Genomic DNA, 23,031 nt, shown 5'->3' with positions numbered 1-23,031 from the left:
ATGCCCCCCGTATTCGCCCACGGCCGCCTCCGTCTGTACCTGCTGAAACTGCTCGACGAGGCCCCGCGCCACGGTTACGAGGTGATCCGGCTGCTGGAGGAGCGCTTCCAGGGCCTGTACGCCCCGTCCGCCGGTACGGTCTACCCCCGGCTGGCCAAGCTGGAGGCGGAAGGGCTCGTCACCCACGCGACGGAGGGCGGCCGGAAGGTGTACTCGATCACCGACGCGGGCCGCGCCGAACTCGCCGGCCGCACCGGCGAACTCGCCGATCTGGAGCTGGAGATCCGGGAATCCGTCTCCGAACTGGCCGCCGAGATCCGCGACGACGTCCGGGGCGCGGCCGGAAAGCTGCGCAGCGACATGCGTGCGGCCGCGTCCGCCTCCCGCCACCGGCCGGGCTCCGGCGAGCCCGGCGGCGCGAGGAGCGAGTGGGAATCCCTCATCGGCGACCTGGGCGACCTCACCAAGGTGGGAAATCTGGGCGACCTCACGGAGAGGGACGCCTGGCGCAAGGCCAAGGAGGAGCTGCGCCAGGCCAAGCAGGAGTGGAAGGAGCAGGCCCGCCGGGCGAAGGACGAGTCGCGGCGCGCCCGCGAGGATGCCCAGCAGGCCCGCCGCCAGGCGAAGGAGGCCGACGAGCGGGCCCGCGAGCAGATGCGGAACGCCGCCCGCCAGGTGCAGGAGCACTTCGCGCGGGGCGACTGGCCCGCCGGGGTGCGCGACGGCCTGGCCGAGATCACCGGCCACCTCGCCGGTCTCGCCAAGGCCGGCACCTGGCCGCCGGCCGACCGCACCGAGCACACCCGCGCGGATCGTACGGATGGTGCGGAGCGCGCGGACGGTGCGGAGAGTCCGGAGCGTGCGGAACCCGGCCCGGTGCCCGACTGGGCCGCGGACGTGCCGGCCACCGGCGCTCCGGCCCGCGACCTGGACCGGCTGCTGGACCGTTTCCGCGACGACATCCGCGACGCCGCCCGCGACCGGGGCGTCACGGACGGGCAGGTGGCCGCGGCCCGCGTACACCTCGCGACGGCGGCCTCGCGCATCGACGCGCTGCTGCGGACGGACGCGGGGAGGGGCCCCCAGCCTGCCGCGGGCGATCCGAAGGATCTCCGTAGGGCCTGAGGGTCCGTCACGCGGGTGAGGCCGCCACCCCGTCCGGGCGGCGGCCTCACCGCGTCGGGACGCCCTCCGCTCGGGACGCCCTCGCTGCGCGCGGGTGGCGGCCTCGCAGTCGGGACGCGTCAGCCGACGGCCGCGGGCTCCGCCTCTCCCCCGCCCTCCCGCCCCGCTCCGTGGAGCGCGCGCTCCACGGCGGCGTAGGAGGCGCCGTGCTCCGCGAGTACGTCCCCCACCACCCCGGGCCGCGCGACGAGCGCCAGCAGCAGGTGCTCCCCGCCGATGAAGCGGTCCCCCCGGCCCAACGCGATCCGCAGGGAGCCCTCCAGCACCCCTTTGGCACCGGAGGTGAGCGGCCGGCGTCCGGACCGGCGGCGGCGCCCCAGGCCCTCCTCCGCCAGCGCGCCCTCGCCGTGCTCCTCCTCGATCCGGGCCACGATCTCGCCGACGTCGATGCCCAGCCCGGCCAGCGCCTCCGTGTCGGCGTTCGTCAGGCCGCCCAGGCGGCGGGCCTTGCCGAGGGCCGCCTCCAGGGAGGCCCGGCGACCGGTCACCCCGAGCACGGTGAGGGCGGACGCGGCGCGGCCGGAGTCCTGGTCCAGGAGGGAGAGGAGCAGATGCTCCTCGGTGACGCTCTCCGCCCCCGCACTCTGGGCGAAGGTGACTGCCCCGGCCACGGCGGCCCGGGCTTCCTTGGTGAATCGCTCAAACATCAGTTCCTCCCGTACTTCTTGTGGACGGCCTGCCTGCTGACCCCGAGTTCGGCGGCGATCTCCTGCCACGACCAGCCCTTGGCGCGGGCACTTCTGACTTGTACGGCTTCGAGCTGCTCCAGCAGCCGCCGCAGTGCGGCGACGGCCCGCAGCCCGACGCGCGGATCGCGATCCCCGGCACGTGCGGCCAGGTCCGTTGCTTCGGTCATGATGTCAACGTAAGTTGACACGGATCGAACGTCAACCTTGATTGACAAGAGAGGGGGACGGACGGTTCGCGCAAGGGGCCGGGAGGCGCGGCGCGTGTCACACCGGCAGCCGGTTGGATCGGGCGCCGACCGGGCCTAGGGTCGGGTCATGTTCGCCGCCTACGCAGCCCGAATCGACCGCGAGAACCCCCTGTCCGGCCTGGAGCTGGGCGAACGCCCCGCCCCGGAGGCCCGGCCCGGCTGGACCAGCGTCGAGGTCCGCGCCGCCTCGCTCAACCACCACGACCTCTGGTCGCTGCGCGGAGTGGGCATCACCGAGGACCGGCTACCGATGATCCTCGGCTGCGACGCGGCCGGCATCGACGAGGACGGGAACGAGGTCGTGGTCCACTCGGTGATCGGCCAGACCGGTCACGGTGTCGGACCGAATGAGCCGCGCTCCATCCTGACCGAGCGCTACCAGGGCACCTTCGCCGAACGGGTCGCCGTGCCCTCCTGGAACGTGCTGCCCAAGCCGAAGGAACTGAGCTTCGAGCAGGCCGCCTGCCTGCCGACCGCCTGGCTCACCGCGTACCGGATGCTCTTCACCAACGCCGGTGTCCGCCCGGGCGACTCCGTCCTCGTGCAGGGTGCGGGCGGCGGGGTGGCCACCGCCGCCATCGTCCTCGGCCGCGCCGCGGGTCTCCGGGTCTACGCGACCAGCCGGGACGAGGCGAAGCGGAAGCGTGCCGTGGAGCTGGGAGCCGTCGACGCCTTCGAGTCCGGCGCCCGGCTGCCCGAACGCGTGGACGCCGTCATCGAGACGGTCGGGGCCGCGACCTGGTCCCACTCGGTGAAGTCGCTGCGCCCCGGCGGCACGCTCGTCATCTCCGGCGCCACCAGCGGCGATCGGCCGTCGCACGCGGAGCTGACCAGGATCTTCTTCCTGGAACTCAAGGTCGTCGGCTCCACGATGGGCTCCAAGGACGAGTTGGAGGACCTGCTCTCCTTCTGCGCGGCGACCGGTGTGCGGCCCGTGATCGACGCGGTCCTCCCGCTGGACCGCGCCCGCGAAGGCTTTGAACGCATGCTCACGGGCGAGCAGTTCGGCAAGATCGTACTGACCGCCTCCTGACCCCGTCGCCACAAAGGGGAGGGCGGCACGAATCGCGGCGTGAGCAGGGGCTACAGTCCCTGCTCATGACAAATGAGTCGTGGGCAGGCTGGTACCGGGACCACTTGGGTTCCGACGCGGCCACCGTCTTCGCGGGCGGCGGAGTGATCAAGCTGCGCATCCGGGGTGTCGACTTCGAGGGCAAACACCTCAACGATCTCCGCCCGGTGGTGGAACCCCTCCCGGACGGGGCGCCGTTCGCTCTCGCGGACGGCGCCCTGACCGACTGCGTCCTGGAGTGGGACCAGCCGGTGACCATCGTCACCGGAGACGCCGGAGACGGAACCGGAGCCGGAACCGGAGCCGCCGGGGGGACCGAACGGCCCGCGACGATGAGCTGCCTGTTCTCCCTGCGCAGATCCGACCCGGACGTGCACCTCGCCCTGCACCTGGACGGCGCGCTCTACGAATCGGCGCGTGCCGAGCGCGACTTCGCGGCGGCCCTCTCCGCGATACGCGGCGTCCTGCCGCAGGACGTCCAGCTGCGGGTGCCGGCCCTCTGACCCGGCCTGCCCGCCGCCGGGCCTGCCCGCCGCCCGGCGGCCGCCCGCCCGCCTCCGGCCGGGCCGAATGCGGGCGCCGAACTCCCGGGAGCCGGGCTTCGTTCCCCGATCTGCCAACAGCGTGCCCGTGTTCCCTTCCCCTCCGGACGGGGGCAGAGTCGAACCATGAAGATCCTGATTCTGGGCGGCACGGAGTTCGTCGGACGATCCGTCACCGAGGCTGCGCTCGGGCGCGGCTGGGAGGTCTCCGTCTTCAACCGGGGCCACCGGCAGCCCTCCCCCGGGGCAGTGGCGCTGCGCGGTGACCGGTCCGCGGGGAGGGCCGGCCTCGCGGCGCTGGAGAGCGGTGAGTGGGACGCCGTGGTCGACACCTGGACCGGCCCACCCACGGCGGTCCGGGACGCGGCCCGGCTCCTCGCGGAGCGGGCCGGCCACTACACGTACGTCTCCACCCGCTCGGTGTACGCCTACCCGGCGGCCGCCGGGCTCCCGGAGGACGGCCCCCTGGTGTCCGGAGCCTCGCCGGACGAGGCGGGAGACGTCCCGTACCCGCAGGCCAAGCTGGGTGGCGAGCTGGCGGCCGTCGACGCCTTCGGCGACCGGGCCCTGCTGGCGCGCCCCGGACTGATCCTCGGTCCGTACGAGAACATCGGCCGGCTGCCGTGGTGGCTGAACAGGATCGCCCGGGGAGGTCCGGTCCTGGCGCCCGGCCCGCGTGACAGCCCGCTCCAGTACATCGACGCCCGGGACCTCGCCGCATGGGTGCTGGACGCTGGGGAGCGGCACCTCCACGGCCCGTACAACACCGTCAGCGAGTCCGGTCACACCACCATGGGCGAGCTGCTGGACACCTGTGTCCAGGTCACCGGTTCCGGCGCCGAACTGCGCTGGACCGACCCGGACACCATCCTCGCGGCGGGCGTGGAGCCCTGGACCGACCTCCCCGTCTGGCTGCCCGCCGGAGAGATGCACGACACCCTCCACCGCGGGGATGTCGGCAAGGCCCTCGCCGCCGGGCTGCGCTGCCGACCGGTCGGCGAGACCGTCGCCGACACCTGGACCTGGCTGGAGTCGCTGGGCGGCATCGCCCCCCAGCGCCCCGACCGGCCCCCGGTCGGCCTCGCTCCGGAGGTGGAGGCCCGCCTGCTGGCGACCGGCTGAGGACACCGCCGCCCCCACCCGCCCCTTACGGTGGCGCCATGACCGAACTCCTCCACCTCACCGAACCCGCCCTGTGGGCAGCGGCCCTGCACGACGGCGCCTACACCTGGTCCACCCGGGGTCGCACCCTCCGGCAGGAGGGCTTCATCCACCTCTCCCTCCCCCACCAACTGCCCGCCGTGGCCCGCATGCTGTACGGCTCCGAGGAGGTGGACCTGATCGTCCTGGTCATCGACCCGGCCCGCCTCACCGCACCCCTGCGCCACGAGGCCATGACCGAGGGCGGCGAGGAGTTCCCCCACCTGTACGGGCCGCTGCCGGTGGAAGCGGTGGTGGAGGTACGGAGGTGGCCGGAGGCGGAGGGGACCACCACCTCACGCTGACGCGCCGGCCGCGCCCGGGGAGGTGCTGATGCCGTCCAGCAAGGCGCCGACCAGACCTTTCGCCCGTGCCGGCGCCTCGTTGGACCGGCCGGTGAGCAGCAGGTAGAGCGTGGACCCGATGAGGGCGTCCACCACCGCGTCCACATCGGTGCCCGGGCGGAACTCGCCCGCCTCCACGCCCGCGCGCAGAAGGGCGGCCAGGGCGTCGTGCTGATCGCGGGTGTGGTGGCGGTAGAGCGATTCCGCGTCCTGCGGGCTCTCCGCAGCGGCTGCGGTCAGGGCAAGGACCAGCGCGGAGTTGTGCGGATCGGTGACGGCCTCCGCGTGGGCGCGGAACCATGCGGCAACGGCTCGGGCGACATTCCCGGCCTTCGGGGCGGGGATCTCCCCACCCGGAGCGGCGGCAAGGTACGCGCGCCGGGTGACGTCCCCCACCAGTGCCGTCCGGGACGGCCAACGGCGGTACACGGTCGGCTTCCCGACACCCGCCCGTGCGGCGACCCGTTCCATCGAGAGGCCCGCGTACCCGTCCCGGAGCAGCAGTTCCTGCGCGGCGTCCAGGATCGCCCGGTCCGTTTCCGTATCCCTGGGTCTGCCAGGTCGCCGCGCCTCTGCCATGCCGGGAGTCTAGGTGACTCGTATTCAAATACGGTACGTTCCGTAACGTTGAGCCGTTGACAGGAGAGCAGATGCAATCGAACGTAGTGGTCGTCATCGGTGCCGGCGGCATGGGGCAGGCGATCGCCCGTCGCCAGGGCGCGGGCAGCACCCTGCTGGTCGCGGACTTCGACGAGGGCCTCCTGGACACCGTCGCGGAAGACCTGCGGGGGCACGGCCACCGCGTGCACACGAAGCCCGTCGACGTCTCCTCACGCCCGTCGGTCGCCTCCCTGGCGGACGCCGCCGCAGCCCTCGGCCCGGTCCACCAGGTCGTCCACACGGCCGGCCTCTCCCCCGCACAGGCACCGGCCGCCGCGATCCTCGCGGTGGACCTGCTCGGCACCGCTCTGGTCCTGGAGGAATTCGCCAGGGTCGTCGCCCCCGGCGGCGCCGGTGTGGTGATAGCCAGCATGGCGGGGCACATGGTCGCGCCGTCCGCGCTCACCCCCGAACAGGAGCAGGCGCTGGCGCACACCCCCGCCGACGATCTGCTCGCCCTGCCCTTCCTCGACCCCGGCACCCTCGGCCCGCAGGGCGCCTATCCCCTGTCCAAGTACGCCAACCGGCTGCGGGTACAGGCCGCGTCCACCGGCTGGGGCGCCCGCGGGGCACGCGTCAACTCCATCAGCCCCGGCGTCATTTCCACACCCATGGGACGGCAGGAGCTCGACGGCGAGAGCGGCCGGTACATGCGGGCGATGGTCGAGGCATCCGGCACCGGCCGCCTCGGCACCGCCGACGACATCGCGGCCGCCGCGGCATTCCTCCTGGGGCCGGACGCGAGCTTCGTCACCGGAAACGACCTGCTCGTCGACGGGGGCGTGATCGCCGCACTCCGCTCCGGGCACCTCACCAGGGGGGAGTGAGGCAGGGCGAGCGGTCTCAGGGCAGAAGAGGGACGGGATCGCCTGCGGGGGAGGAGGCGGCCTCGTCCCTGGCCCCTGGTCATCGGGCCCCGATCCGGCAGGAGTCGTCCACCTCGGCCGGGGGCCCGCGTAGGAGCCTGCCTCTGCGAGGGGGGACGACATGCTCGTAGACCGTGATGCCGCTCGCGGCCTGCGCGAGCCAACTACCTCGCCGCAGGGCCGTATCCAGCGTGTCGTGCCGGGAGGCCGCTCCGTCAGGTTGAGCGGAGAAAAAACCGCACCCGGTCCGATGGACGCCGAGAGCAGCGTCCTGTGGACCGGGTGCGGACAGTTTGGTGACATGACCAGCGAAACCGCAGGCCAGAGCACCTCACCAGAGATCAGGCCTTCTTGGTCTCCCAGAAGATCTTGTCGATCTCGCCGATCAGGTCCAGGGCCTTCTGGCCCGTGGCCGGGTCGTTCGACGCCTTGGCGGCGGAGAGCGCCTTCAGGGTGTCGTTGACCAGCTGGTGCAGCTGGGGGTACTTCTCGAAGTGCGGGGCCTTGAAGTAGTCGCTCCAGAGCACGGAGACGTGGTGCTTCGCGAGCTCCGCACGCTGTTCCTTGATCAGGACCGACCGGGTGCGGAAGTCCGCGTCTTCGTTGGCCTGGTACTTCTCCTGGACGGCCTTGACGGACTCCGCCTCGATGCGGGCCTGGGCCGGGTCGTACACACCGCAGGGCAGGTCGCAGTGGGCGCTGACCTTCACCTTGGGGGCAAACAGGCGGGAGAGCATGGAGCTGTCCTTCCTCGTGATCGTCTTCTCAGGTGGGACATTACTCCGTGGAGCACCTGTTTCATCGAGTGCCCCCATGGGCTTAGGCCAAAAGTCCGGGGTGCGTACGGGCCTTCGGGGGCCGAATGCAGGAGAGGCGCCCGGGACGATGTACTGGGGGCGGACGAACGGACCGGGGAGGTGGCGGAGATGGCGGAACCAACGCAAAGGCCCGGGGACGGGCGGGCGGCAGGGGTGCGGTTTCAGGTGGTCGAGGTGACGGGGCCGTCGATGGTGCCGACGCTCTATCACGGTGACCGGCTCCTCGTGCAGTACGGGGCGCCGGTGCGTCCGGGGGACGTGGTGATCCTCCGCCACCCCTTCCAGCAGGATCTGCTGGTGGTGAAGCGGGCCACCGAACGCCGCCCGGGCGGCTGGTGGGTGCTGGCCGACAACACCTTCGCGGGCGGGGACAGCACGGTGTACGGGACCGTCCCGGAGGATCTCGTACTGGCCCGGGCGCATGTGCGTTTCCGGCCGCTGAGGAAGGATCAGCGCTCGCCGCTGGCGGTGCTCGGCTGGGCGGCTTCGGCGGTACGGCCGTTGTCGGCGGACCGACCGGCCTCCAGACGCTTGCGGGCGCGGTAGGCGGCGACGTTGGCGCGGGTCGCGCAGCGGTCGGAGCAGTAGCGCCGCGACCGGTTGGTGGAGGTGTCGAGGTAGGCGTTGCGGCACGGCGGCGCCTCGCAGAGGCCCAGCCGGTCCACGCCGTGGGTGGTGAGGTGGAAGGCGAGCCCCATCGCGGCGATGGCCGCGTACCCGGCGGTGGCGTTGGACGGGTGGTCCGCCAGGTGCATGTGCCAGTCCGGCTTCCCGCTCCCGTCCAGGGTGTCGTGGCCGGAGATCTGCGGGCTGACGGGGAACTCCAGCAGCAGGGAGTTCAGCAGGTCGACCGCGAGGGTCTCGTCGCCCCTGTCCGCCGCCTCGAAGACCGCGCGCAGCCGGGCCCGTACGGAACGGAAGCGGGTCACGTCGGCGTCGGTCGCCCGACGGGCCGCCTGGGAGTTGCCCGCGAAGAGCTCGCGGACGGCGTCGACCGAGGTGAGCGCGTCCCTGTTCCGGGCCGGCTCCTCGGTGTTCACCAGACGCACGGCGTACTCCGAGTAATAAGCCAGTTCCAACTTGTCGTCCTCACAGCGTGGGTCTGCGGTTCCTGCGTCAGCAGCGTACGGGAAACAGCGTAACGGTCACATCATGAAGATGACTATTACACCGGAAGGCTGGCTCACCCCCCTGGCCCCAGGGGGGCGGCGGGCACCGACCGGCGTTCCCGGAAGGAGAGCAGGGGTCGTCGTCGGCAGATGTGGCAGGGACGGTGCATGGTGCGTGCCTGGCCGCGAGGAGCACACCTCCGGATCATGCCCGGCATGGTCGAGGACCTGGTCCGCCCCAGCCGAACGTACCCGACCTCGCCCGCGGTGCGCGGAAGTATCACGGACCGGCTGTCGGGACGGTTCCCGGAAGTCGCCGGTACCGGGCCGCAACCTCCGTCGCGGTCCGGCGCACTGACAGGGGTGGGACGGTCCGCACCCGCGGGCCCGGAGAGGGGCGGGGAATGCGGACCGACGAGGATGCCGCGCTGCACTCCTTCGTGGAGAGCCGGCGCACCGCGCTGTTCCGCAGCGCCTATCTGCTGTGCGGCGACCGGCACGAGGCCGAGGACCTGGTCCAGTCGGCGCTGGTGAAGGTGGTGGTCGGCGGGCGGCGGCACGGGGGCATCGACAACATCGAGGCGTACGCGCGCAAGACGCTGGTCAACACCTTCATCGCCTCCCGCCGCAGGTTCTGGCGGCGGGAGCAGCCCTTCGGCGAAGTGCCGGACCGCGCGGGCGGCGACGCCGACAACGACACCGGGCTCCAGGTACGGGCGGCGCTCGCACGCCTCACGGCCAAGCAGCGCGCCGTCCTGGTCCTTCGCTACTGGGAGGACCTGAGCGTCGGGGCCACGGCGGACCTGCTCGGAATGCGGCAGAACACGGTCAAGAGTCACACGGCTCGGGGATTGGCGGCGCTGCGCGCCGGGATGACGGAGGAACTGGTGTGAGCGGCGACGTGAAGAACCTGCTGGAACGGGCCGCGGCGGACGCCGGCCGGCCGGCCCTGTCGATGGAGGCGGTCTACGCGGGCGCGGCCCGGGTGCGCTTCCGCCGGCGTGCGGCTCTCTCCTGTGCGACGCTCGCGGTCGTCGCCGCCGGGGTGGTCGCGGTGCCCCGGCTGTCGCAGGGGTCCGCGTCCCCGGTCCACCGGGCCTCGGTGGCTGCGGTGACCACCGGCGAAGGGGCGGACAGGGCGAGCCGGCTGTCCGCGCTGCTCCCCCCGGGCGTGGGCGACGTGGCGGAGGTCGAGCTGTCGGAACTCATCGAGGAGAGCAAGCCCCCTTTGGCGACCCAGTACTTCAGCGGTCCGCTCGACGGGGATTACGCGGTCCGCGAGGACGGCGGGGTGGGATACCTGAGTTTCGGGACCCTGAGCGCCGACAGCGCCGTCGCGAGGGCCCTGGACGAGGACGAGCCGGCCCGTGGGAGGGACCGCTGCCGCGTCCCCCTCGAAGGGTGGGCGCACTGCGTGCGCGAGGTGCTGCCCGACGGGCGGACCCTCACCACCTGGACCGACACGATGGACGACGAGGAGAGAACCACGCACGGGTGGGGTCCGGAGGTCGACGGCGAGCTCGTCCAGGCGAACGGAGACGTGCTGATGCTGCGTTCCAGCACCGGTTTCCGCGCGGAGGGGTCGCAGGGCCCACTGCTGAAGGCCCCGCCGCTGACGGCCGCCCAGGTCCGTGAGCTGATGCTGCGGCCGGAGCTGATGCTGCGCCGGTGACGGCGCCGTCCTCGGAGCGGGTGGCGGGCGCTCGGCCGGCGCCCGGCGAGCGGGGTCGGCCGAGCGCCCGTGCGGGGCCGGGAAACGCCGGAGGGGCGGCGGGACGGAGGGTCCCGCCGCCCCCGGGTGACCGGGTTGCGCCGTGATGCCTACAGCACCTTGGAGAGGAACGCCTGCGTCCGCTCGTGCCGCGGGTTCGTCAGTACGTCCCTCGGGTGGCCGGACTCGACGACGGCGCCGTCGTCCATGAAGACGAGGGCATCGCCGACCTCGCGGGCGAAGCCCATCTCGTGGGTGACGACGATCATCGTCATACCGTCCTCGGCCAGTCCGCGCATGACGTCCAGGACGTCACCGACCAGCTCCGGGTCGAGTGCCGAGGTGGGCTCGTCGAAGAGCATCAGCTTCGGTTCCATGGCGAGGGCGCGGGCGATGGCGACGCGCTGCTGCTGTCCGCCGGAGAGCTGCGAGGGGAAGTTGCCCGCCTTGTCGGAGAGGCCGACCCGGTCCAGCAGCCGTTCCGCGCGCTCACGGGCGACGGCCCGGGAGAGGCGCAGGACCTGGACCGGGGCCTCCATGACGTTCTCGAGGGCCGTCATGTGGGGGAACAGGTTGAAGCGCTGGAAGACCATGCCGATGTCCCGGCGCCGCAGAGCGACTTCGCTGTCCTTGAGCTCGTACAGCTTGCCGCCGTGCTCGCGGTAGCCGACGAGCTCGCCGTCGACGGAGAGCCGTCCGGCGTTGACCTTCTCCAGGTGGTTGATGCACCGCAGGAACGTCGACTTGCCGGAACCGGAGGGGCCGATCAGGCAGAAGACCTCTCCGGGGGCGACCTCCAGGTCGATGCCCTTGAGGACGTGTGCGGCGCCGAAGGACTTGTGGACGCCCTCGGCCTTCACCATGGCGGTCATGCGACGCCTCCCTTGGGACGGCTCAGCGACAGCATGTTGGCCCTGATCCTCTGGAACGGAGTGGGGGGAAGGCTGCGGCTCGACCCGCGTGCGAAGTGGCGCTCCAGGTAGTACTGGCCGACGCTCAGGACCGAGGTCGCCACCATGTACCAGACCGCTGCCAGGAAGAGCATCTCCACGGTCGCGCCGGAGGTCTGGGAGACGTTCTGGGTGGAGCGCAGCAGTTCGCCGTACTGGACGGCGACCGCCAGCGAGGAGGTCTTGAGCATGTTGATGACCTCGTTGCCCGTGGGCGGCACGATGACGCGCATCGCCTGCGGGACGACGATCCGGCGCAGCGTTTTGCCGTGGGTCATGCCCAGGGCGTGCGCCGCTTCGGTCTGGCCCTCGTCCACGGACTGGAGGCCGGCCCGGCAGATCTCGGCCATGTAGGCGGCCTCGTTGAGCCCGAGCCCGAGCAGGGCGCAGAGGAACGGGGTCATGAAGTTCGACCACTCGTCCTTGTAGATCGGCCCGAGGTCGATGTACTTGAAGACGAGACCGAGGTTGAACCAGACGAGCAGTTGTACGTAGACCGGGGTGCCCCGGAAGAACCAGATGTAGCCCCAGGCGACGGACGAGGTCACCGGGTTCTTGGAGAGCCGCATCACCGCGAGCACGACGCCGAGGACGATGCCGATCGCCATGGCCAGCAGCGTGATGACGACGGTGTTCCGGACGCCGTCGAGGATCTGGTCGTTGAAGAAGTAGTCCGGTATCGCGCCCCAGTTGATGTCGCCCTGGGAGAACGCGTAGACGAGGGAGGCGAGCAGGCCGAGGACCACGATCGCGGCGACGTACCGGCCGTAGTGGCGTACCGGGACGGCCCTGATCGGCTCGGGCCCGGCAGCCGGGGCCGGCGGGGTCTCCGCCGGCCCGGTGGTGTCGATGTCAGTCACTGGTGATGCCTTTCAGCGCCGGATTCCCGTCAGACCCCGCCGTTGATCTTGGCCTCGGTGACCGCGCCCGCGTCGACGCCCCACTTGGTGATGACCTTCTGGTACTCGCCGTTCTTGATGATCGCGTCCAGGGCCGCTTGGACGGCCTTGGTGAGCTGGTCGTTGCCCTTGGCGACGGCGATGCCGTACGGGGCCGCCTCGACCTGCTCGCCGACCAGCTGGAAGTCCTTGCCGCCGCCGGAGGTCTTGACCGCGTACGCGGCGACCGGGAAGTCGGAGGAGCCGGCGTCCGCGCCACCCCCGCGCAGCCGGGTCTGGGCCTCCAGGTCGTTGTCGAACGCCTCGATGGAGATCTTGCCCTTGCTGCCGCACTTCGCGCTCTCGGCCTTGGCGAGGTCGTGGGAGACCGTGCCGCGCTGGACGACCATCTTCTTGCCGCAGAGGTCCGCCCAGGTGGTGATGGCCTTGTCGTCCCCCTTCCTGGTGTAGATGGAGACGCCGGCGGTGAAGTAGTCGATGAAGTCGACGCCCTCGCCGACCTTCTTCTTCGTTTCGGGGTCGATGCCGTCCTGGCGGTTCTTGGTGTCGGTCATGGCCGACATGGCCAGGTCGTAGCGGTCCGAGCGCAGGCCCGTGAGCAGGGTGTCGAAGGTGCCGTTCTCGAAGACGAACTTCACGCCGAGCTGCTTGCCCAGTGCGTCACCGAGGTCCGGGTCGATGCCGATCGTCTTGCCGTCCTTGCCCTTGAACTCGACCGGCGGGTAGGCGATGTCCGATCCGACCTTGATCTCGCCCTTGTCGCGGATCGCCTGGGGCAGGAGGTCGGCGAGCGGGGCGGAAGCGGAGGTGCTCGACTCCGCCGGCTTGGCGCTGTCGGTCTGGTCGCCGCAGCCGGTCAGGATCAGCGCGCCGGCCACCGCGAGGGAGCTCACCGCTGCCAGACGGGACATGGCGGGCGTACAGCGGATGGTGCGAGCGGTCATGGTCGGAGTCCTCCGGCGGTGAGGGAGTGTCAAAAAAAGGGGCGCGCGAACGCATCTTCGATTCTCGACACCCCGAGCGATTAGGGCATCTTGCCATCCGGAATAGCCCATTCAGGGGTCCAGCCATGTCAAAATCGGGTAACGGGCCACCCCCGAATCCCAGAGGCCGACAGGGCCGAACCGGACCATCTGCGGGAATCTCACCTTTCGACCGGAGAATCTCCGGGACGACCGGATCAGAGCGACGACTCGTGTGCCGTACAGACGTCCTGCCGTCGAGCGGCCTCCGCCGGGCGGACTTGTCACGCCATTCGCCCATGAGTCATGTCACCTGGTCGAAAGAGGCTCGTCCACGGCGGGTCGGTCCGGTAAGAAAGACCTTTACACCCCTCATCCGGGGACCAGGACGCGTGTGCGGCGCGTCCGCGCGTACGAACCCTCCCTGCCGAGGCGGTCCAACCGCCGGCGCGGGGACGTGCGCGGTGCCCACCCACCCCTCCTCGACCAGGAGCGGCAACCCTCAGACGATGAAGACTTAAGGGGTCAGACAGCATGGCAGCGGAGATCGTCAATCCTCTCGACCACAGCACCACCGGCAGCCGGGCCGGAGAATCGAACGTGGCCGACGAGCCCTTCGATCCGGCCTTCGCGCTCCACCGCGGCGGAAAGATGGCCGTGCAGGCCACCGTTCCGATCCGCGACAAGGACGACCTGTCCCTCGCCTACACGCCCGGTGTCGCCAAGGTGTGCAGCGCCATCGCGGAGAACCCGGAGCTCGTCCACGACTACACCTGGAAGTCGCAGGTCGTGGCCGTCGTCACGGACGGCACCGCCGTGCTCGGCCTCGGGGACATCGGCCCCGAGGCGTCCCTCCCGGTGATGGAGGGCAAGGCCATCCTCTTCAAGCAGTTCGGCGGTGTGGACGCGGTGCCGATCGCGCTCGCCACCACCGACGCGGACGAGATCGTGGAGACCGTGGTCCGGCTCGCACCCTCGTTCGGCGGGGTCAACCTGGAGGACATCTCGGCGCCCCGCTGCTTCGAGATCGAGCGCAAGCTCCAGGAGCGGCTGGACATCCCGGTCTTCCACGACGACCAGCACGGCACCGCCGTGGTGACGCTGGCGGCGCTGCGGAACGCGGCGAAGCTGTCCGGCCGGACCCTGGGCGACCTGCGCGGCGTCATCTCGGGTGCGGGCGCGGCCGGTGTCGCCATCGCGAAGTTCCTGCTGGCGGCGGGCATCGGTGACATCGCGGTCGCCGACCGCAAGGGCATCGTCAGCCGGGACCGCGAGGACCTGACGGACGTCAAGCGGGAGCTCGCCGCCATCACCAACAAGGCCGGGCTCTCGGGCCCGTTGGAGGCCGCGTTGGACGGCGCCGACCTCTTCATCGGCGTTTCCGGCGGTACGGTCCCCGAGCCTGCCGTCGCCTCGATGGCCCCGGGCGCGTACGTCTTCGCCATGGCCAATCCGAACCCCGAGGTCCACCCGGACATCGCGCACAAGTACGCGGCGGTCGTGGCCACCGGGCGTTCGGACTACCCGAACCAGATCAACAACGTGCTGGCGTTCCCCGGTATCTTCGCGGGCGCGCTCCAGGTCCGGGCCTCCCGGATCACCGAGGGCATGAAGATCGCCGCGGCGAACGCGCTGGCCGACGTGGTCGGCGACGAGCTGGCCGCGGACTACGTCATCCCGTCCCCGTTCGACGAGCGGGTGGCCCCGGCGGTGACGGCCGCGGTCGCCGCCGCCGCACGGGCCGAGGGCGTCGCCCGGCGCTGACCCGCCGCGCCGCGGGCGGGCTCCTTCCGGTCCGGCAGACGCGACACCGAGAACCCCGCTCCCCGCCGTGCGGAGGAGCGGGGTCCGTGCGTCCGGGGGCCGTCCGGCGGACCGGGGCCGTGTGCCGAGAATCCCCGGCCGCCCGGCGGGCGGACGGCGCTGCTTCCGCAACACGGCGCTACTTCCGGAGCACCGCTCAGTGGCTGCGGCGGGTGACGAACTCCGCCAGCGAGAGCAGGTCCCCGGCCGCCGCCAGGTCGGGCACCGCCCGGGAGAGGTGGTGGACCGCCCGGGCCATCCGGTCGGCCGCGGTGACCTGCGCCCAGTCGCGTCCGCCGGCCCGCTCCACGGCGTCGGCGGCCCTGCCCACCTCCTCCGGTGTGCCGAGGGGGCCTTCGTAGAGCGCGGCGAGGTCGGCGGCGGCCGGGGTGCCCGAGGTGAGCGCGGCCACCACGGGCAGGGACTTCTTGTGGGCGGTGAGGTCGGCGCCGACCGGTTTGCCGGTGCGCGCCGGATCGCCCCAGATGCCGATGAGGTCGTCGATGAGCTGGAAGGAGAGCCCGGACTCCCGGCCGAAGCCGTCCATCGCACCGACCGACCGGTCGGAGGCCCCGGCGTAGAGGGCGCCCACGGCACAGGCGCAGCCGAGCAGCGCTCCTGTCTTGGCCATGGCCATGGTGAGGCACTCGTCGAGGGTGACCTCCCGGGGGCCGCGGTCCTCGAAGGCGCAGTCGGCCTGCTGGCCGGCGCAGAGTTCGATGACGCAGGCAGTGAGCCGGGCCGAGGCGGCGGCCGAGGCGGGGTGGTCGTCGTCGGCGAGCAGACGCAGCGCGAGCGCGAGCATGGCGTCGCCGGTGATGACGGCGTCCGGGACACCGAAGACGGCCCAGGCGGTGGGCCGGTGGCGGCGGGTGGCGTCCTCGTCGATGACGTCGTCGTGGAGCAGGGTGAAGTTGTGCACGAGTTCGACGGCCACGGCGGCACGCACCGCGCGTTCCGGGTCACCGCCGAGCGCGCGGACCGCCGCCAGCACCAGGGCGGGCCTGATGGCCTTGCCGGCCGGGCCCGAGGCGGCGCCCCCCTCCTCGCCCCCGGCGTCCGCCCAGCCGAAGTGGTACATCGCCACCCGGCGCATTCCGCCGGGCAACGACGCCACCGCGGCACGCAGGTGCGGGTCGACGACGGCCCGGGTCCGCTCCAGGAGCGCCGCGGCCTCGTGGCCCTCGGTCGCGGCGTCCGTACTCGTCATGGTCACGGTCAACTCCCTCTGTCGCCGGTGAACCCCCGGTCCGATGCGTCGTGGGCCGGGGGCACGGGTCGTACGGGCGATGCGGTGGTACGGCGGAGGGCTCGGTACGGCGGGGCGGCGGGCCCCAGCGGGCGGCGGGTGCCGGGTGAGGTGGGGTGCCGGGTGAGGTGGGGTGCCGGGCACATGCCCGCCGCCCCGTGCCCAACCCCGCACCCGGTCCCCGCCCCGGGACCGTCGCCCCTCCGCGGTTCAGTCCTCCGTCATGTCACTCCTCCGTAGACGTCAGTGCCAGCGGCTGACCTCGACGTTCTCCAGGACCCCGAGGGCGTCCGGGACGAGGACGGCGGCGGAGTAGTAGGCCGTGACCAGGTAGGAGATGATCGCCTGCTCGTCGATGCCCATGAAGCGGACCGAGAGGCTCGGCTCGATCTCGTCCGGGATGCCGGTCTGCTGGAGGCCGATGACGCCCTGCTCGGACTCGCCGGTCCTCATGCAGATGATCGAGGTGGTGCGGGCCTCGGTGATCGGGATCTTGTTCGACGGGAAGATCGGCACCCCGCGCCAGGCCGGTACGTGGTGGCCGCCGACGTCCACGCTCTCCGGGACGAGTCCGAGCCGGTTGCACTCGCGGCCGAAGGCGGCGATGGCACGGGGGTGGGCGAGGAAGAGCTTCGATCCGCGCCGCCGGGAGAGGAGTTCGTCCATGTCGTCGGGGCTGGGCACCCCGGCATGCGGCTGGAGCCGCTGGCCGTAGTCGCAGTTGTTGAGGAGTCCGAACTCCCGGTTGTTGATCAGCTCGTGCTCCTGGCGCTCGCGGAGCGCCTCGACCGTGAGCCGCAACTGCTGCTCGGTCTGGTTCATCGGCTGGTTGTACAGGTCCGCGACGCGGCTGTGCACCTTCAGCACGGTCTGGGCGACGCTGAGTTCGTACTCGCGGGGCGCCGCGTCGTAGTCCACGAAGGTGTGCGGGACGACGGCTTCGCCGACGTGGCCGGCGGAGAGATCGATCGCCGCCTCGCCGTACTTGTTCGTCCGCTGCTGCGGGATGGCGAGCAGCCGGGTGAGGTGGTCGCGGAGGGTGTCGACCCGCTCGGCGAGGTTGAACACGTCGGCGCGGCTCAGTGTCAGCAGGGTGCAGGCGGTGGCAGCGCGGGCGGTGTACTCCCACTGCGCGTCGCCCTCCACCAGGGAGTGGTCCCCGAAGTACGAGCCGTCCGCGAGGACGCCGAGCACCGTCTCGTCGCCGTAGGGGCCCGTGCCGATCTTCTCCACCCGGCCGTGGGCCAGCAGGTAGACCCGGTCCGCCGCGTCCCCCGAGGCGGCGATGACCTCCCCCGCGGCCACGTTGCGCTGTTCGCAGCGGCGGGCGAGTTCGGCGAGCGCCTCCTCGTCGGCGTACTCGCGGAGCGCGGGCAGTTCGCCGAGTTCGGCGGGGATGACGGCGACCCGGTCGCCGGTCTGCACGAACGTCACCCGGCCGTCTCCGACCGAGTAACTGAGCCGACGGTTCACCCGGTACGTACCGCCCTGTACCTGCACCCACGGCAGCATCTTCAGCAGCCACCGGGAGGTGATCTCCTGCATCTGCGGCGCGGACTTGGTGGTCGTCGCGAGGTTCCTCGCAGCGGCCGTGCCGAGACTCTGCTGCGGCGTGCCCTGCGTGTCGCGAACCTCTTCACCAACGGACATCTGACGGGTCCTCTCGATCATGGGCTGAGCTGCGTGAAGAAGCCTTTCAGCACGGAGTGTCGCTACGCCATTACACAAAAGAGTGCGACTAAAAGGGGTTCGAGTGGGGCAGTAAGACCCCGCGGTGACCAGCGAGGCCCATAATTTGCATCTGAAATACCAAATTACCTAGGGTGCCTCCATGCGGCTGACGAGATTCACCGACGTGGCGCTGCGGGTGCTGATGCGCCTCGCCGTCGTGGAGAACGGCGAGGCGCCGACCACCCGGGAGGTGGCGGCGACCATGCGCGTGCCGTACACCCACACCGCCAAGGTGGTCGCCCGGCTCCAGCACCTCGGCCTGGTCGAGGCGCGCCGGGGGCGCGGCGGTGGGCTCGCCCTCACCGGCGCCGGCCGCACCGCGTCGGTCGGCGGGATCGTCCGCGAGCTCGAAGGCGCCGGTGACGTCGTGGAGTGCGAGGGGGACACCCCCTGCCCCCTGCTCGCCGCCTGCCGGCTGCGGGGCGCCCTGCGCCGGGCCCAGGAAGCCTTCTTCGCCGAACTGGACCCGCTCACCGTCGTCGGGCTCGTCGCCTCCCCCACCGGGTCCCTGCTCGTCGGCCTCAGCGCCACCCGCCCGGACACCGGCTGACCCGGACCCACCCCACGTACGGCCGACGGGCCCCACCTGGTCCGCGCACAAAAATAAATACGCATGTCAGATACCAATTCAACATCCGAGGAGTCCCGATGCTCTCCGAGCCGTCGACCGCCACCGTCCGCGCCACCCTTCCCGCCGTCGGGGCCGCCATCGGGGAGATCGCCGATCTCTTCTACCAGAAGCTCTTCGCCGCCCACCCCGAGCTGCTGAGGGACCTCTTCAACCGCGGCAACCAGGCCGCCGCAACCCAGCAGCGCGCCCTCGCCGGCTCGGTCGCGGCCTTCGCGACGATGCTGGTCGAACACCCGGACAAGCGCCCCGATGTGATGCTGAGCCGGATCGCCCACAAACACGCCTCCCTCGGTGTCACGGCCGCGCAGTACGAGGTGGTGCACACCCACCTCTTCGCCGCCATCGCCCAGGTGCTGGGTGACGCGGTGACCCCGGAGGTCGCCGCCGCCTGGGACGAGGTCTACTGGCTGATGGCCAATGCCCTGATCGCCGTCGAGGACCGGCTGTACGCGGAGCGGGGCGTCGCCGCCGGAGACGTCTGGCGCGCGTGGGAGGTGGCCGAGCGCACCGAGGAGACCGCCGACGTCACCACCTTCCGGCTCCGCCCCGCGGACGGCACCCCGGCCCCGGCGTTCCGGCCCGGCCAGTACGTCTCCGTACAGGTCGAACTCCCGGACGGGGCCCACCAGATACGCCAGTACAGCCTCTCCGGCGCACCGGACTCCCCGCTGCGCTCGATCACCGTCAAGCGGGTGCACGGCGGCGACGGGCCGGACGGGGAGGTCTCGGCGCACCTGCACGCGCACGTCCGCCCCGGCGACCGGCTCCGCGTGTCGCTGCCGTACGGCGACCTGACCCTCGGCTCCGCCGGCACGGACACCGCGACACCGCTGCTGCTGGCGTCGGCGGGGATCGGCTGCACCCCGATGCTGTCGCTCCTGGAGCATCTTGCGGCCACCGGCCACCACGCCCCCGTCACCGTGGTGCACGGCGACCGCTCCCCCGCCGACCACGCCCTGCGGCTCGACCACGCGCGGCTGACCGGCGACCTCAAGAACGGCTCGGCCCACTTCTGGTACGAGCACCCCGGCGCCGGGTACCCCGCCGGGCGCACCGGGCTGGTCGACCTGAACGGCCTGACCGTCGCTCCCGGCACCCACGCCTACCTCTGCGGCCCGCTGCCCTTCATGCGCGCCGTGCGTACGCAGCTGCTGGCCAAGGGCGTACCGGCGGCGGACATCCACTACGAGGTGTTCGGCCCGGACCTCTGGCTCGCCCAGGACTGACGGCCGCGGGAGGGCGCAGCGGACTCCGGCCCGGCAGGAGCGCGGTCCCGGACCGCGGGGTGCCCCTCCGCCCCCTCCCCCGGCGACGCCCGGCCCGCGGGCGGCGACACTGGAGGGGTGAGCCCGACAGACGCCGCCACCCCGGATTCCACCGGCCCGGAATACACCGCCCCGGATTCCACCGGCCAGGACCCGACCGCCCAGGACCCCGCGACCGTGCTCGGCCCCCGACTGCCCTCCCCGCTGGCGCAGGTGCGCGACGAGCGGTTCGGGCGGCACGGGGTCGCGCTGCTGCTCAAGCGGGACGACCTGATCCACCCGGACCTGCCGGGCAACAAGTGGCGCAAGCTGGCGCCCAACCTCGCGGAGGGCGACGGGCGTCCGGTGCTGACCTTCGGCGGGGCGTACTCGAACCATCTGCGGGCGACCGCCGCCGCCGGGCGGCTGCTGGGTTTCCCCACCGTCGGGGTCGTCCGCGGCGACGAGCTGGCCGACCGTCCGCTGAACCCCTCGCTGGCCCGGTGCGCGGCCGACGGGATGCGGCTGCACTTCGTGGACCGGGGAACGTACCGCGCGAAGGACGATCCGCGGGTCCTGGCGGCACTGCTGGAACGTTTCGGGGACGCGCGGGTCATCCCGGAGGGCGGCAGCAACGCGCGGGCCGCACACGGCTGTACGGAGCTCGGGCGCGAGCTGCGGGGGCACACCGAGGTCGCGGCCGTCGCCTGCGGCACCGGAGGCACCCTGGCGGGTCTGGCGGCCGGCCTGGACCCCGCGCAGGCGGCCCTCGGCGTCGCGGTGCTGCGCGGCGGCTTCCTGGCCGACGCCGTGCGCGACCTCCAGCGCGAGGCGTTCGGCGGCCCGGCCGGGCGGTGGTCGGTGGAGGACCGGTTCTCCTTCGGCGGCTACGCCCGGACGACGCCGGAACTCCACGCGTTCGCCGAGGACTTCGAGGACCGGCACGGGCTGCCGGTCGAGCGGATCTACGTGGCGAAGCTGCTCTACGCGCTGACCGCGCTGGCCCGGGAGGGCGCGTTCGCCCCGGGGACCCGGGTGACCGCAGTGATCACCGGGCGCCCGGAGCCGGAGGCCGCTCGGCACCCGCCCCGCTCCTGAGAGGGCCGCCGCCGGTGAGCCCTCCCCCGCGAGCACTCCGCCACGGTCAGTCGGCGTCGGACTCCCGGTAGGCGGCGGCCTCTTCCAGGTCGAGGCGGCGCAGCAGGGTGCGCAGCATCTCGTCGTCGATGCGGCGGTCGTCCCGGAGGCGCACGAACACCTCGCGCTCGGCCTCGATCATGTCCCGGGAGAGCCTGCGGTAGGTGTCGTCGGCCGACTCGCCGGTGAGCGGGTTGGGGGCGCCGAGGCGTTCCCAGACGGCGTTGCGGCGGCGTTCCATGACGGTGCGCAGCCGGTCGGCGAGGGGTTCGGGGAGGCTGTTGCGCTCGTCCGAGAGCAGCTCTTCCAGCCGTTGTTCGGCCGCTGTGGACGCCTCGTTCTGGGCCTGGGCCTCGGCGAGGGTCTGGGTCTGCGGGTCGGGGCCCGGCAGCTTCAGGAGGCGTACCAGCAGCGGCAGGGAGAGTCCCTGGATGACCAGGGTGCCGATGACGGTGGTGAAGGTCAGGAAGAGCACCAGGTTGCGGGCGGGGAAGGGCTCGCCGTCGTTCATGGCCATCGGGATGGAGAAGGCGATGGCGAGCGAGACCACTCCGCGCATCCCGGCCCAGCCGACGATCAGCGGGGAGGTCCAGTTGGTCTCGGGTTCCCGGGCGCGGATGCGGGAGGAGAGCCAGCGGGGCAGGTAGGTGGAGGGGTAGACCCAGAGGAAGCGGACCACGACGACGGCGACGAAGACGGCGACCGCGTACCGGAGGGCGTCCCACACGGCGTAGGTGCCCAGCCCCTTCAGCACGAACGGCATCTGGAGTCCGATGAGGGCGAAGACGGCGGACTCCAGCACGAAGGCGACCATCTTCCAGACGGCGGCCTCCTGGAGCCGGGTGGCGAAGTCGACCTGCCAGGAGCGGTGTCCCAGGTACAGGGCGACGACGACCACCGCGAGCACTCCGGAAGCGTGCACCCGCTCGGCGGCCGCGTACGCCACGAAGGGGATCAGCAGGGAGAGGGTGTTCTGGAGCAGCGCCTCCTTGAGGTGGGTGCGCAGCCAGTGCAGCGGGACCATCAGCAGGAGGCCGACGAGGACGCCGCCGACCGAGGCGAGCAGGAACTCCTCCACGCCCTCGCCCCAGCTCATCCCCGCGCCCACGGCGGCGGCCAGGGCCACCTTGTAGGCGGTGATCGCGGTGGCGTCGTTCACCAGGGACTCGCCCTGGAGGATGGTGGTGACCCTGGCGGGGAGGCCGACCCGGCGGGCGATGGCGGCCGCGGTCACGGCGTCGGGCGGGGCGACGACCGCGCCGAGCACCAGCGCGGCGGGCAACGGCAGGTCCGGTACCAGGAGATAGGCGAGCCAGCCGACCGCGAGCGTCGCGAAGAGGACGTACCCCACCGACAGCAGCGCCACCGGCCGGGCGTTGGCCCGCAGGTCGAGGTAGGAGCTGTCCACGGCGGCGGTGTACAGCAGGGGCGGCAGCAGCAGCGGCAGCACGATGTGGGCGTCGAGCGTGTACGGGGGCACGCCCGGCAGGTAGGCGGCCAGCAGTCCCACGGCGACCAGCAGCAGCGGCGCGGGCACGGGAGTGCGCCGCGCGGCGCCGGCCACCGCCGCGCTGGCCGCGACCAGTGCGACCAGGGGCAATGCGTCCATCAGTCGGTCCTCGCATCCGTCGTAACCTGGCCATCATGGTCGAATGCGCGCACGTATCCGAATTGCCCCGCCCCGAGCCGACCCCGCTCAGTGACACCTGCCTGGAGTGCAGGGACGCCGGGGCGCACCCCGTGCAACTACGGCTCTGCCTCACCTGTGGGCATGTCGGCTGCTGCGATTCGTCACCGCTCAGGCACGGAACGGGACACGCCCGGGAGAGCGGGCACCCCGTGATGCGGAGTTTCGAGCCGGGCGAGAGCTGGCGCTGGTGCTACGTGGACGGTTCGATCGTCTGAGGCCTGGGTACGTCAAATCGGCGCCGGTTCTTCGCAATTGCGCGCCGCCGGAACCGAAAGCCCTCTGCAGGCACGG

Annotated in this window: 25 protein-coding genes; 14 read left to right on the top strand and 11 right to left on the bottom strand. The window is 72.0% G+C overall.

The window, feature by feature from the left end; all coding sequences use genetic code 11:
• Window positions 1-1,125: a helix-turn-helix transcriptional regulator gene (locus ACFYPN_RS04645; protein ID WP_389296671.1), complete on the top strand. Its 1,125-nt coding sequence runs from the start codon at window positions 1-3 to the stop codon at window positions 1,123-1,125.
• 119 nt (window positions 1,126-1,244) lie between these two features.
• Here the strand turns inward: ACFYPN_RS04645 and ACFYPN_RS04640 are convergent, their stop codons facing one another.
• Window positions 1,245-1,832, bottom strand: coding sequence for a Clp protease N-terminal domain-containing protein (locus ACFYPN_RS04640; RefSeq protein WP_358764509.1), 588 nt, complete (start codon window positions 1,830-1,832; stop codon window positions 1,245-1,247).
• Window positions 1,832-2,041 (bottom strand): helix-turn-helix domain-containing protein, encoded by a 210-nt coding sequence (locus tag ACFYPN_RS04635; protein WP_266709022.1) that lies wholly within the window; start codon window positions 2,039-2,041, stop codon window positions 1,832-1,834. Before ACFYPN_RS04635 ends, ACFYPN_RS04640 begins: the two co-directional genes overlap by 1 nt.
• Before the next feature lie 148 nt (window positions 2,042-2,189).
• Here ACFYPN_RS04635 and ACFYPN_RS04630 point away from each other — a divergent pair, with 148 nt between their 5' ends.
• The 4 genes from ACFYPN_RS04630 to ACFYPN_RS04615 all read left to right on the top strand — a co-directional run bounded on the left by ACFYPN_RS04630 (window position 2,190) and on the right by ACFYPN_RS04615 (window position 5,241).
• Window positions 2,190-3,155: a zinc-binding dehydrogenase gene (locus ACFYPN_RS04630; RefSeq protein WP_389296669.1), complete on the top strand. Its 966-nt coding sequence runs from the start codon at window positions 2,190-2,192 to the stop codon at window positions 3,153-3,155.
• Between the two features lie 65 nt (window positions 3,156-3,220).
• The gene (locus ACFYPN_RS04625) at window positions 3,221-3,697 is read left to right on the top strand and encodes a DUF6304 family protein (protein WP_389296667.1); all 477 of its coding nucleotides are present in this window, start codon (window positions 3,221-3,223) and stop codon (window positions 3,695-3,697) included.
• A gap of 165 nt (window positions 3,698-3,862) precedes the next feature.
• The gene (locus ACFYPN_RS04620) at window positions 3,863-4,858 is read left to right on the top strand and encodes an NAD-dependent epimerase/dehydratase family protein (RefSeq protein ID WP_389296666.1); all 996 of its coding nucleotides are present in this window, start codon (window positions 3,863-3,865) and stop codon (window positions 4,856-4,858) included.
• 38 nt (window positions 4,859-4,896) lie between these two features.
• On the top strand, window positions 4,897-5,241 hold the full coding sequence (locus ACFYPN_RS04615) for a DUF952 domain-containing protein (protein ID WP_389296664.1): 345 nt from the start codon (window positions 4,897-4,899) through the stop codon (window positions 5,239-5,241).
• Here ACFYPN_RS04615 and ACFYPN_RS04610 read toward each other — a convergent pair.
• The gene (locus ACFYPN_RS04610) at window positions 5,233-5,859 is read right to left on the bottom strand and encodes a TetR/AcrR family transcriptional regulator (protein ID WP_358764500.1); all 627 of its coding nucleotides are present in this window, start codon (window positions 5,857-5,859) and stop codon (window positions 5,233-5,235) included. The genes ACFYPN_RS04615 and ACFYPN_RS04610 overlap by 9 nt on opposite strands.
• 71 nt (window positions 5,860-5,930) lie before the next feature.
• On the opposite strand from ACFYPN_RS04610, the gene ACFYPN_RS04605 reads away from it, so the two are divergent.
• Window positions 5,931-6,767: an SDR family oxidoreductase gene (locus tag ACFYPN_RS04605; protein ID WP_358764498.1), complete on the top strand. Its 837-nt coding sequence runs from the start codon at window positions 5,931-5,933 to the stop codon at window positions 6,765-6,767.
• A gap of 380 nt (window positions 6,768-7,147) precedes the next feature.
• On the opposite strand, the gene sodN is transcribed toward ACFYPN_RS04605, so the two are convergent.
• On the bottom strand, window positions 7,148-7,543 hold the full coding sequence (gene sodN / locus ACFYPN_RS04600) for a superoxide dismutase, Ni (RefSeq protein ID WP_275492127.1): 396 nt from the start codon (window positions 7,541-7,543) through the stop codon (window positions 7,148-7,150).
• Between the two features lie 189 nt (window positions 7,544-7,732).
• Between sodN and sodX the strand changes: the two genes are divergently transcribed.
• Window positions 7,733-8,170, top strand: a complete 438-nt coding sequence (sodX, locus tag ACFYPN_RS04595) for a nickel-type superoxide dismutase maturation protease (protein WP_389296663.1) — start codon at window positions 7,733-7,735, stop codon at window positions 8,168-8,170.
• On the opposite strand, the gene ACFYPN_RS04590 is transcribed toward sodX, so the two are convergent.
• A complete protein-coding gene (locus ACFYPN_RS04590; protein ID WP_389296662.1) occupies window positions 8,074-8,703 on the bottom strand; it encodes a CGNR zinc finger domain-containing protein in 630 nt (209 codons plus the stop codon). The two genes, sodX and ACFYPN_RS04590, sit on opposite strands and share 97 nt — an antisense overlap.
• 434 nt (window positions 8,704-9,137) lie before the next feature.
• Between ACFYPN_RS04590 and ACFYPN_RS04585 the strand changes: the two genes are divergently transcribed.
• Both ACFYPN_RS04585 and ACFYPN_RS04580 read left to right on the top strand, forming a co-directional pair.
• A complete protein-coding gene (locus ACFYPN_RS04585) occupies window positions 9,138-9,626 on the top strand; it encodes a SigE family RNA polymerase sigma factor (RefSeq protein ID WP_389296661.1) in 489 nt (162 codons plus the stop codon).
• Entirely contained in the window at window positions 9,623-10,405 is a 783-nt protein-coding gene (locus ACFYPN_RS04580; protein WP_389296660.1) for a hypothetical protein, read from the top strand. Before ACFYPN_RS04585 ends, ACFYPN_RS04580 begins: the two co-directional genes overlap by 4 nt.
• Window positions 10,406-10,554: 149 nt before the next feature.
• Here ACFYPN_RS04580 and ACFYPN_RS04575 read toward each other — a convergent pair whose 3' ends face one another.
• From ACFYPN_RS04575 to ACFYPN_RS04565, 3 genes are read right to left on the bottom strand one after another with little or no spacing between them, the layout of a single operon-like run.
• Window positions 10,555-11,316, bottom strand: coding sequence for an amino acid ABC transporter ATP-binding protein (locus ACFYPN_RS04575; protein WP_358764488.1), 762 nt, complete (start codon window positions 11,314-11,316; stop codon window positions 10,555-10,557).
• On the bottom strand, window positions 11,313-12,254 hold the full coding sequence (locus ACFYPN_RS04570; RefSeq protein ID WP_358764486.1) for an amino acid ABC transporter permease: 942 nt from the start codon (window positions 12,252-12,254) through the stop codon (window positions 11,313-11,315). The genes ACFYPN_RS04575 and ACFYPN_RS04570 overlap by 4 nt, the downstream gene beginning before the upstream one ends.
• A 29-nt stretch (window positions 12,255-12,283) precedes the next feature.
• Window positions 12,284-13,237: an ABC transporter substrate-binding protein gene (locus ACFYPN_RS04565; protein WP_358764485.1), complete on the bottom strand. Its 954-nt coding sequence runs from the start codon at window positions 13,235-13,237 to the stop codon at window positions 12,284-12,286.
• A gap of 552 nt (window positions 13,238-13,789) precedes the next feature.
• Here ACFYPN_RS04565 and ACFYPN_RS04560 point away from each other — a divergent pair.
• On the top strand, window positions 13,790-15,019 hold the full coding sequence (locus tag ACFYPN_RS04560; protein WP_389296659.1) for an NADP-dependent malic enzyme: 1,230 nt from the start codon (window positions 13,790-13,792) through the stop codon (window positions 15,017-15,019).
• 196 nt (window positions 15,020-15,215) lie between these two features.
• Here ACFYPN_RS04560 and ACFYPN_RS04555 read toward each other — a convergent pair whose 3' ends face one another.
• Together ACFYPN_RS04555 and ACFYPN_RS04550 are read right to left on the bottom strand one after the other, a co-directional pair.
• A complete protein-coding gene (locus tag ACFYPN_RS04555) occupies window positions 15,216-16,268 on the bottom strand; it encodes a family 2 encapsulin nanocompartment cargo protein polyprenyl transferase (RefSeq protein ID WP_389296950.1) in 1,053 nt (350 codons plus the stop codon).
• Between the two features lie 282 nt (window positions 16,269-16,550).
• Window positions 16,551-17,957: a family 2B encapsulin nanocompartment shell protein gene (locus ACFYPN_RS04550; protein WP_358764481.1), complete on the bottom strand. Its 1,407-nt coding sequence runs from the start codon at window positions 17,955-17,957 to the stop codon at window positions 16,551-16,553.
• Window positions 17,958-18,138: 181 nt separating this feature from the next.
• Between ACFYPN_RS04550 and ACFYPN_RS04545 the strand changes: the two genes are divergently transcribed.
• The 3 genes from ACFYPN_RS04545 to ACFYPN_RS04535 all read left to right on the top strand — a co-directional run bounded on the left by ACFYPN_RS04545 (window position 18,139) and on the right by ACFYPN_RS04535 (window position 21,011).
• Entirely contained in the window at window positions 18,139-18,588 is a 450-nt protein-coding gene (locus ACFYPN_RS04545; RefSeq protein ID WP_389296658.1) for an Rrf2 family transcriptional regulator, read from the top strand.
• 98 nt (window positions 18,589-18,686) lie between these two features.
• On the top strand, window positions 18,687-19,895 hold the full coding sequence (locus tag ACFYPN_RS04540) for a globin domain-containing protein (protein ID WP_389296657.1): 1,209 nt from the start codon (window positions 18,687-18,689) through the stop codon (window positions 19,893-19,895).
• A 216-nt stretch (window positions 19,896-20,111) separates the two neighbouring features.
• Window positions 20,112-21,011, top strand: coding sequence for a 1-aminocyclopropane-1-carboxylate deaminase/D-cysteine desulfhydrase (locus tag ACFYPN_RS04535; protein WP_389296948.1), 900 nt, complete (start codon window positions 20,112-20,114; stop codon window positions 21,009-21,011).
• Between the two features lie 46 nt (window positions 21,012-21,057).
• Here the strand turns inward: ACFYPN_RS04535 and ACFYPN_RS04530 are convergent, their stop codons facing one another.
• The gene (locus ACFYPN_RS04530) at window positions 21,058-22,659 is read right to left on the bottom strand and encodes a Na+/H+ antiporter (protein WP_389296656.1); all 1,602 of its coding nucleotides are present in this window, start codon (window positions 22,657-22,659) and stop codon (window positions 21,058-21,060) included.
• A gap of 35 nt (window positions 22,660-22,694) precedes the next feature.
• Between ACFYPN_RS04530 and ACFYPN_RS04525 the strand changes: the two genes are divergently transcribed.
• On the top strand, window positions 22,695-22,955 hold the full coding sequence (locus tag ACFYPN_RS04525) for a UBP-type zinc finger domain-containing protein (protein WP_358764473.1): 261 nt from the start codon (window positions 22,695-22,697) through the stop codon (window positions 22,953-22,955).
• Window positions 22,956-23,031: the final 76 nt, after the last annotated feature.

Source organism: Streptomyces sp. NPDC005576 (assembly GCF_042871745.1).
In the GTDB taxonomy this organism is placed as follows: Bacteria; Actinomycetota; Actinomycetes; order Streptomycetales; family Streptomycetaceae; genus Streptomyces.
This window is presented reverse-complemented; position numbering and strand designations above follow the sequence as displayed.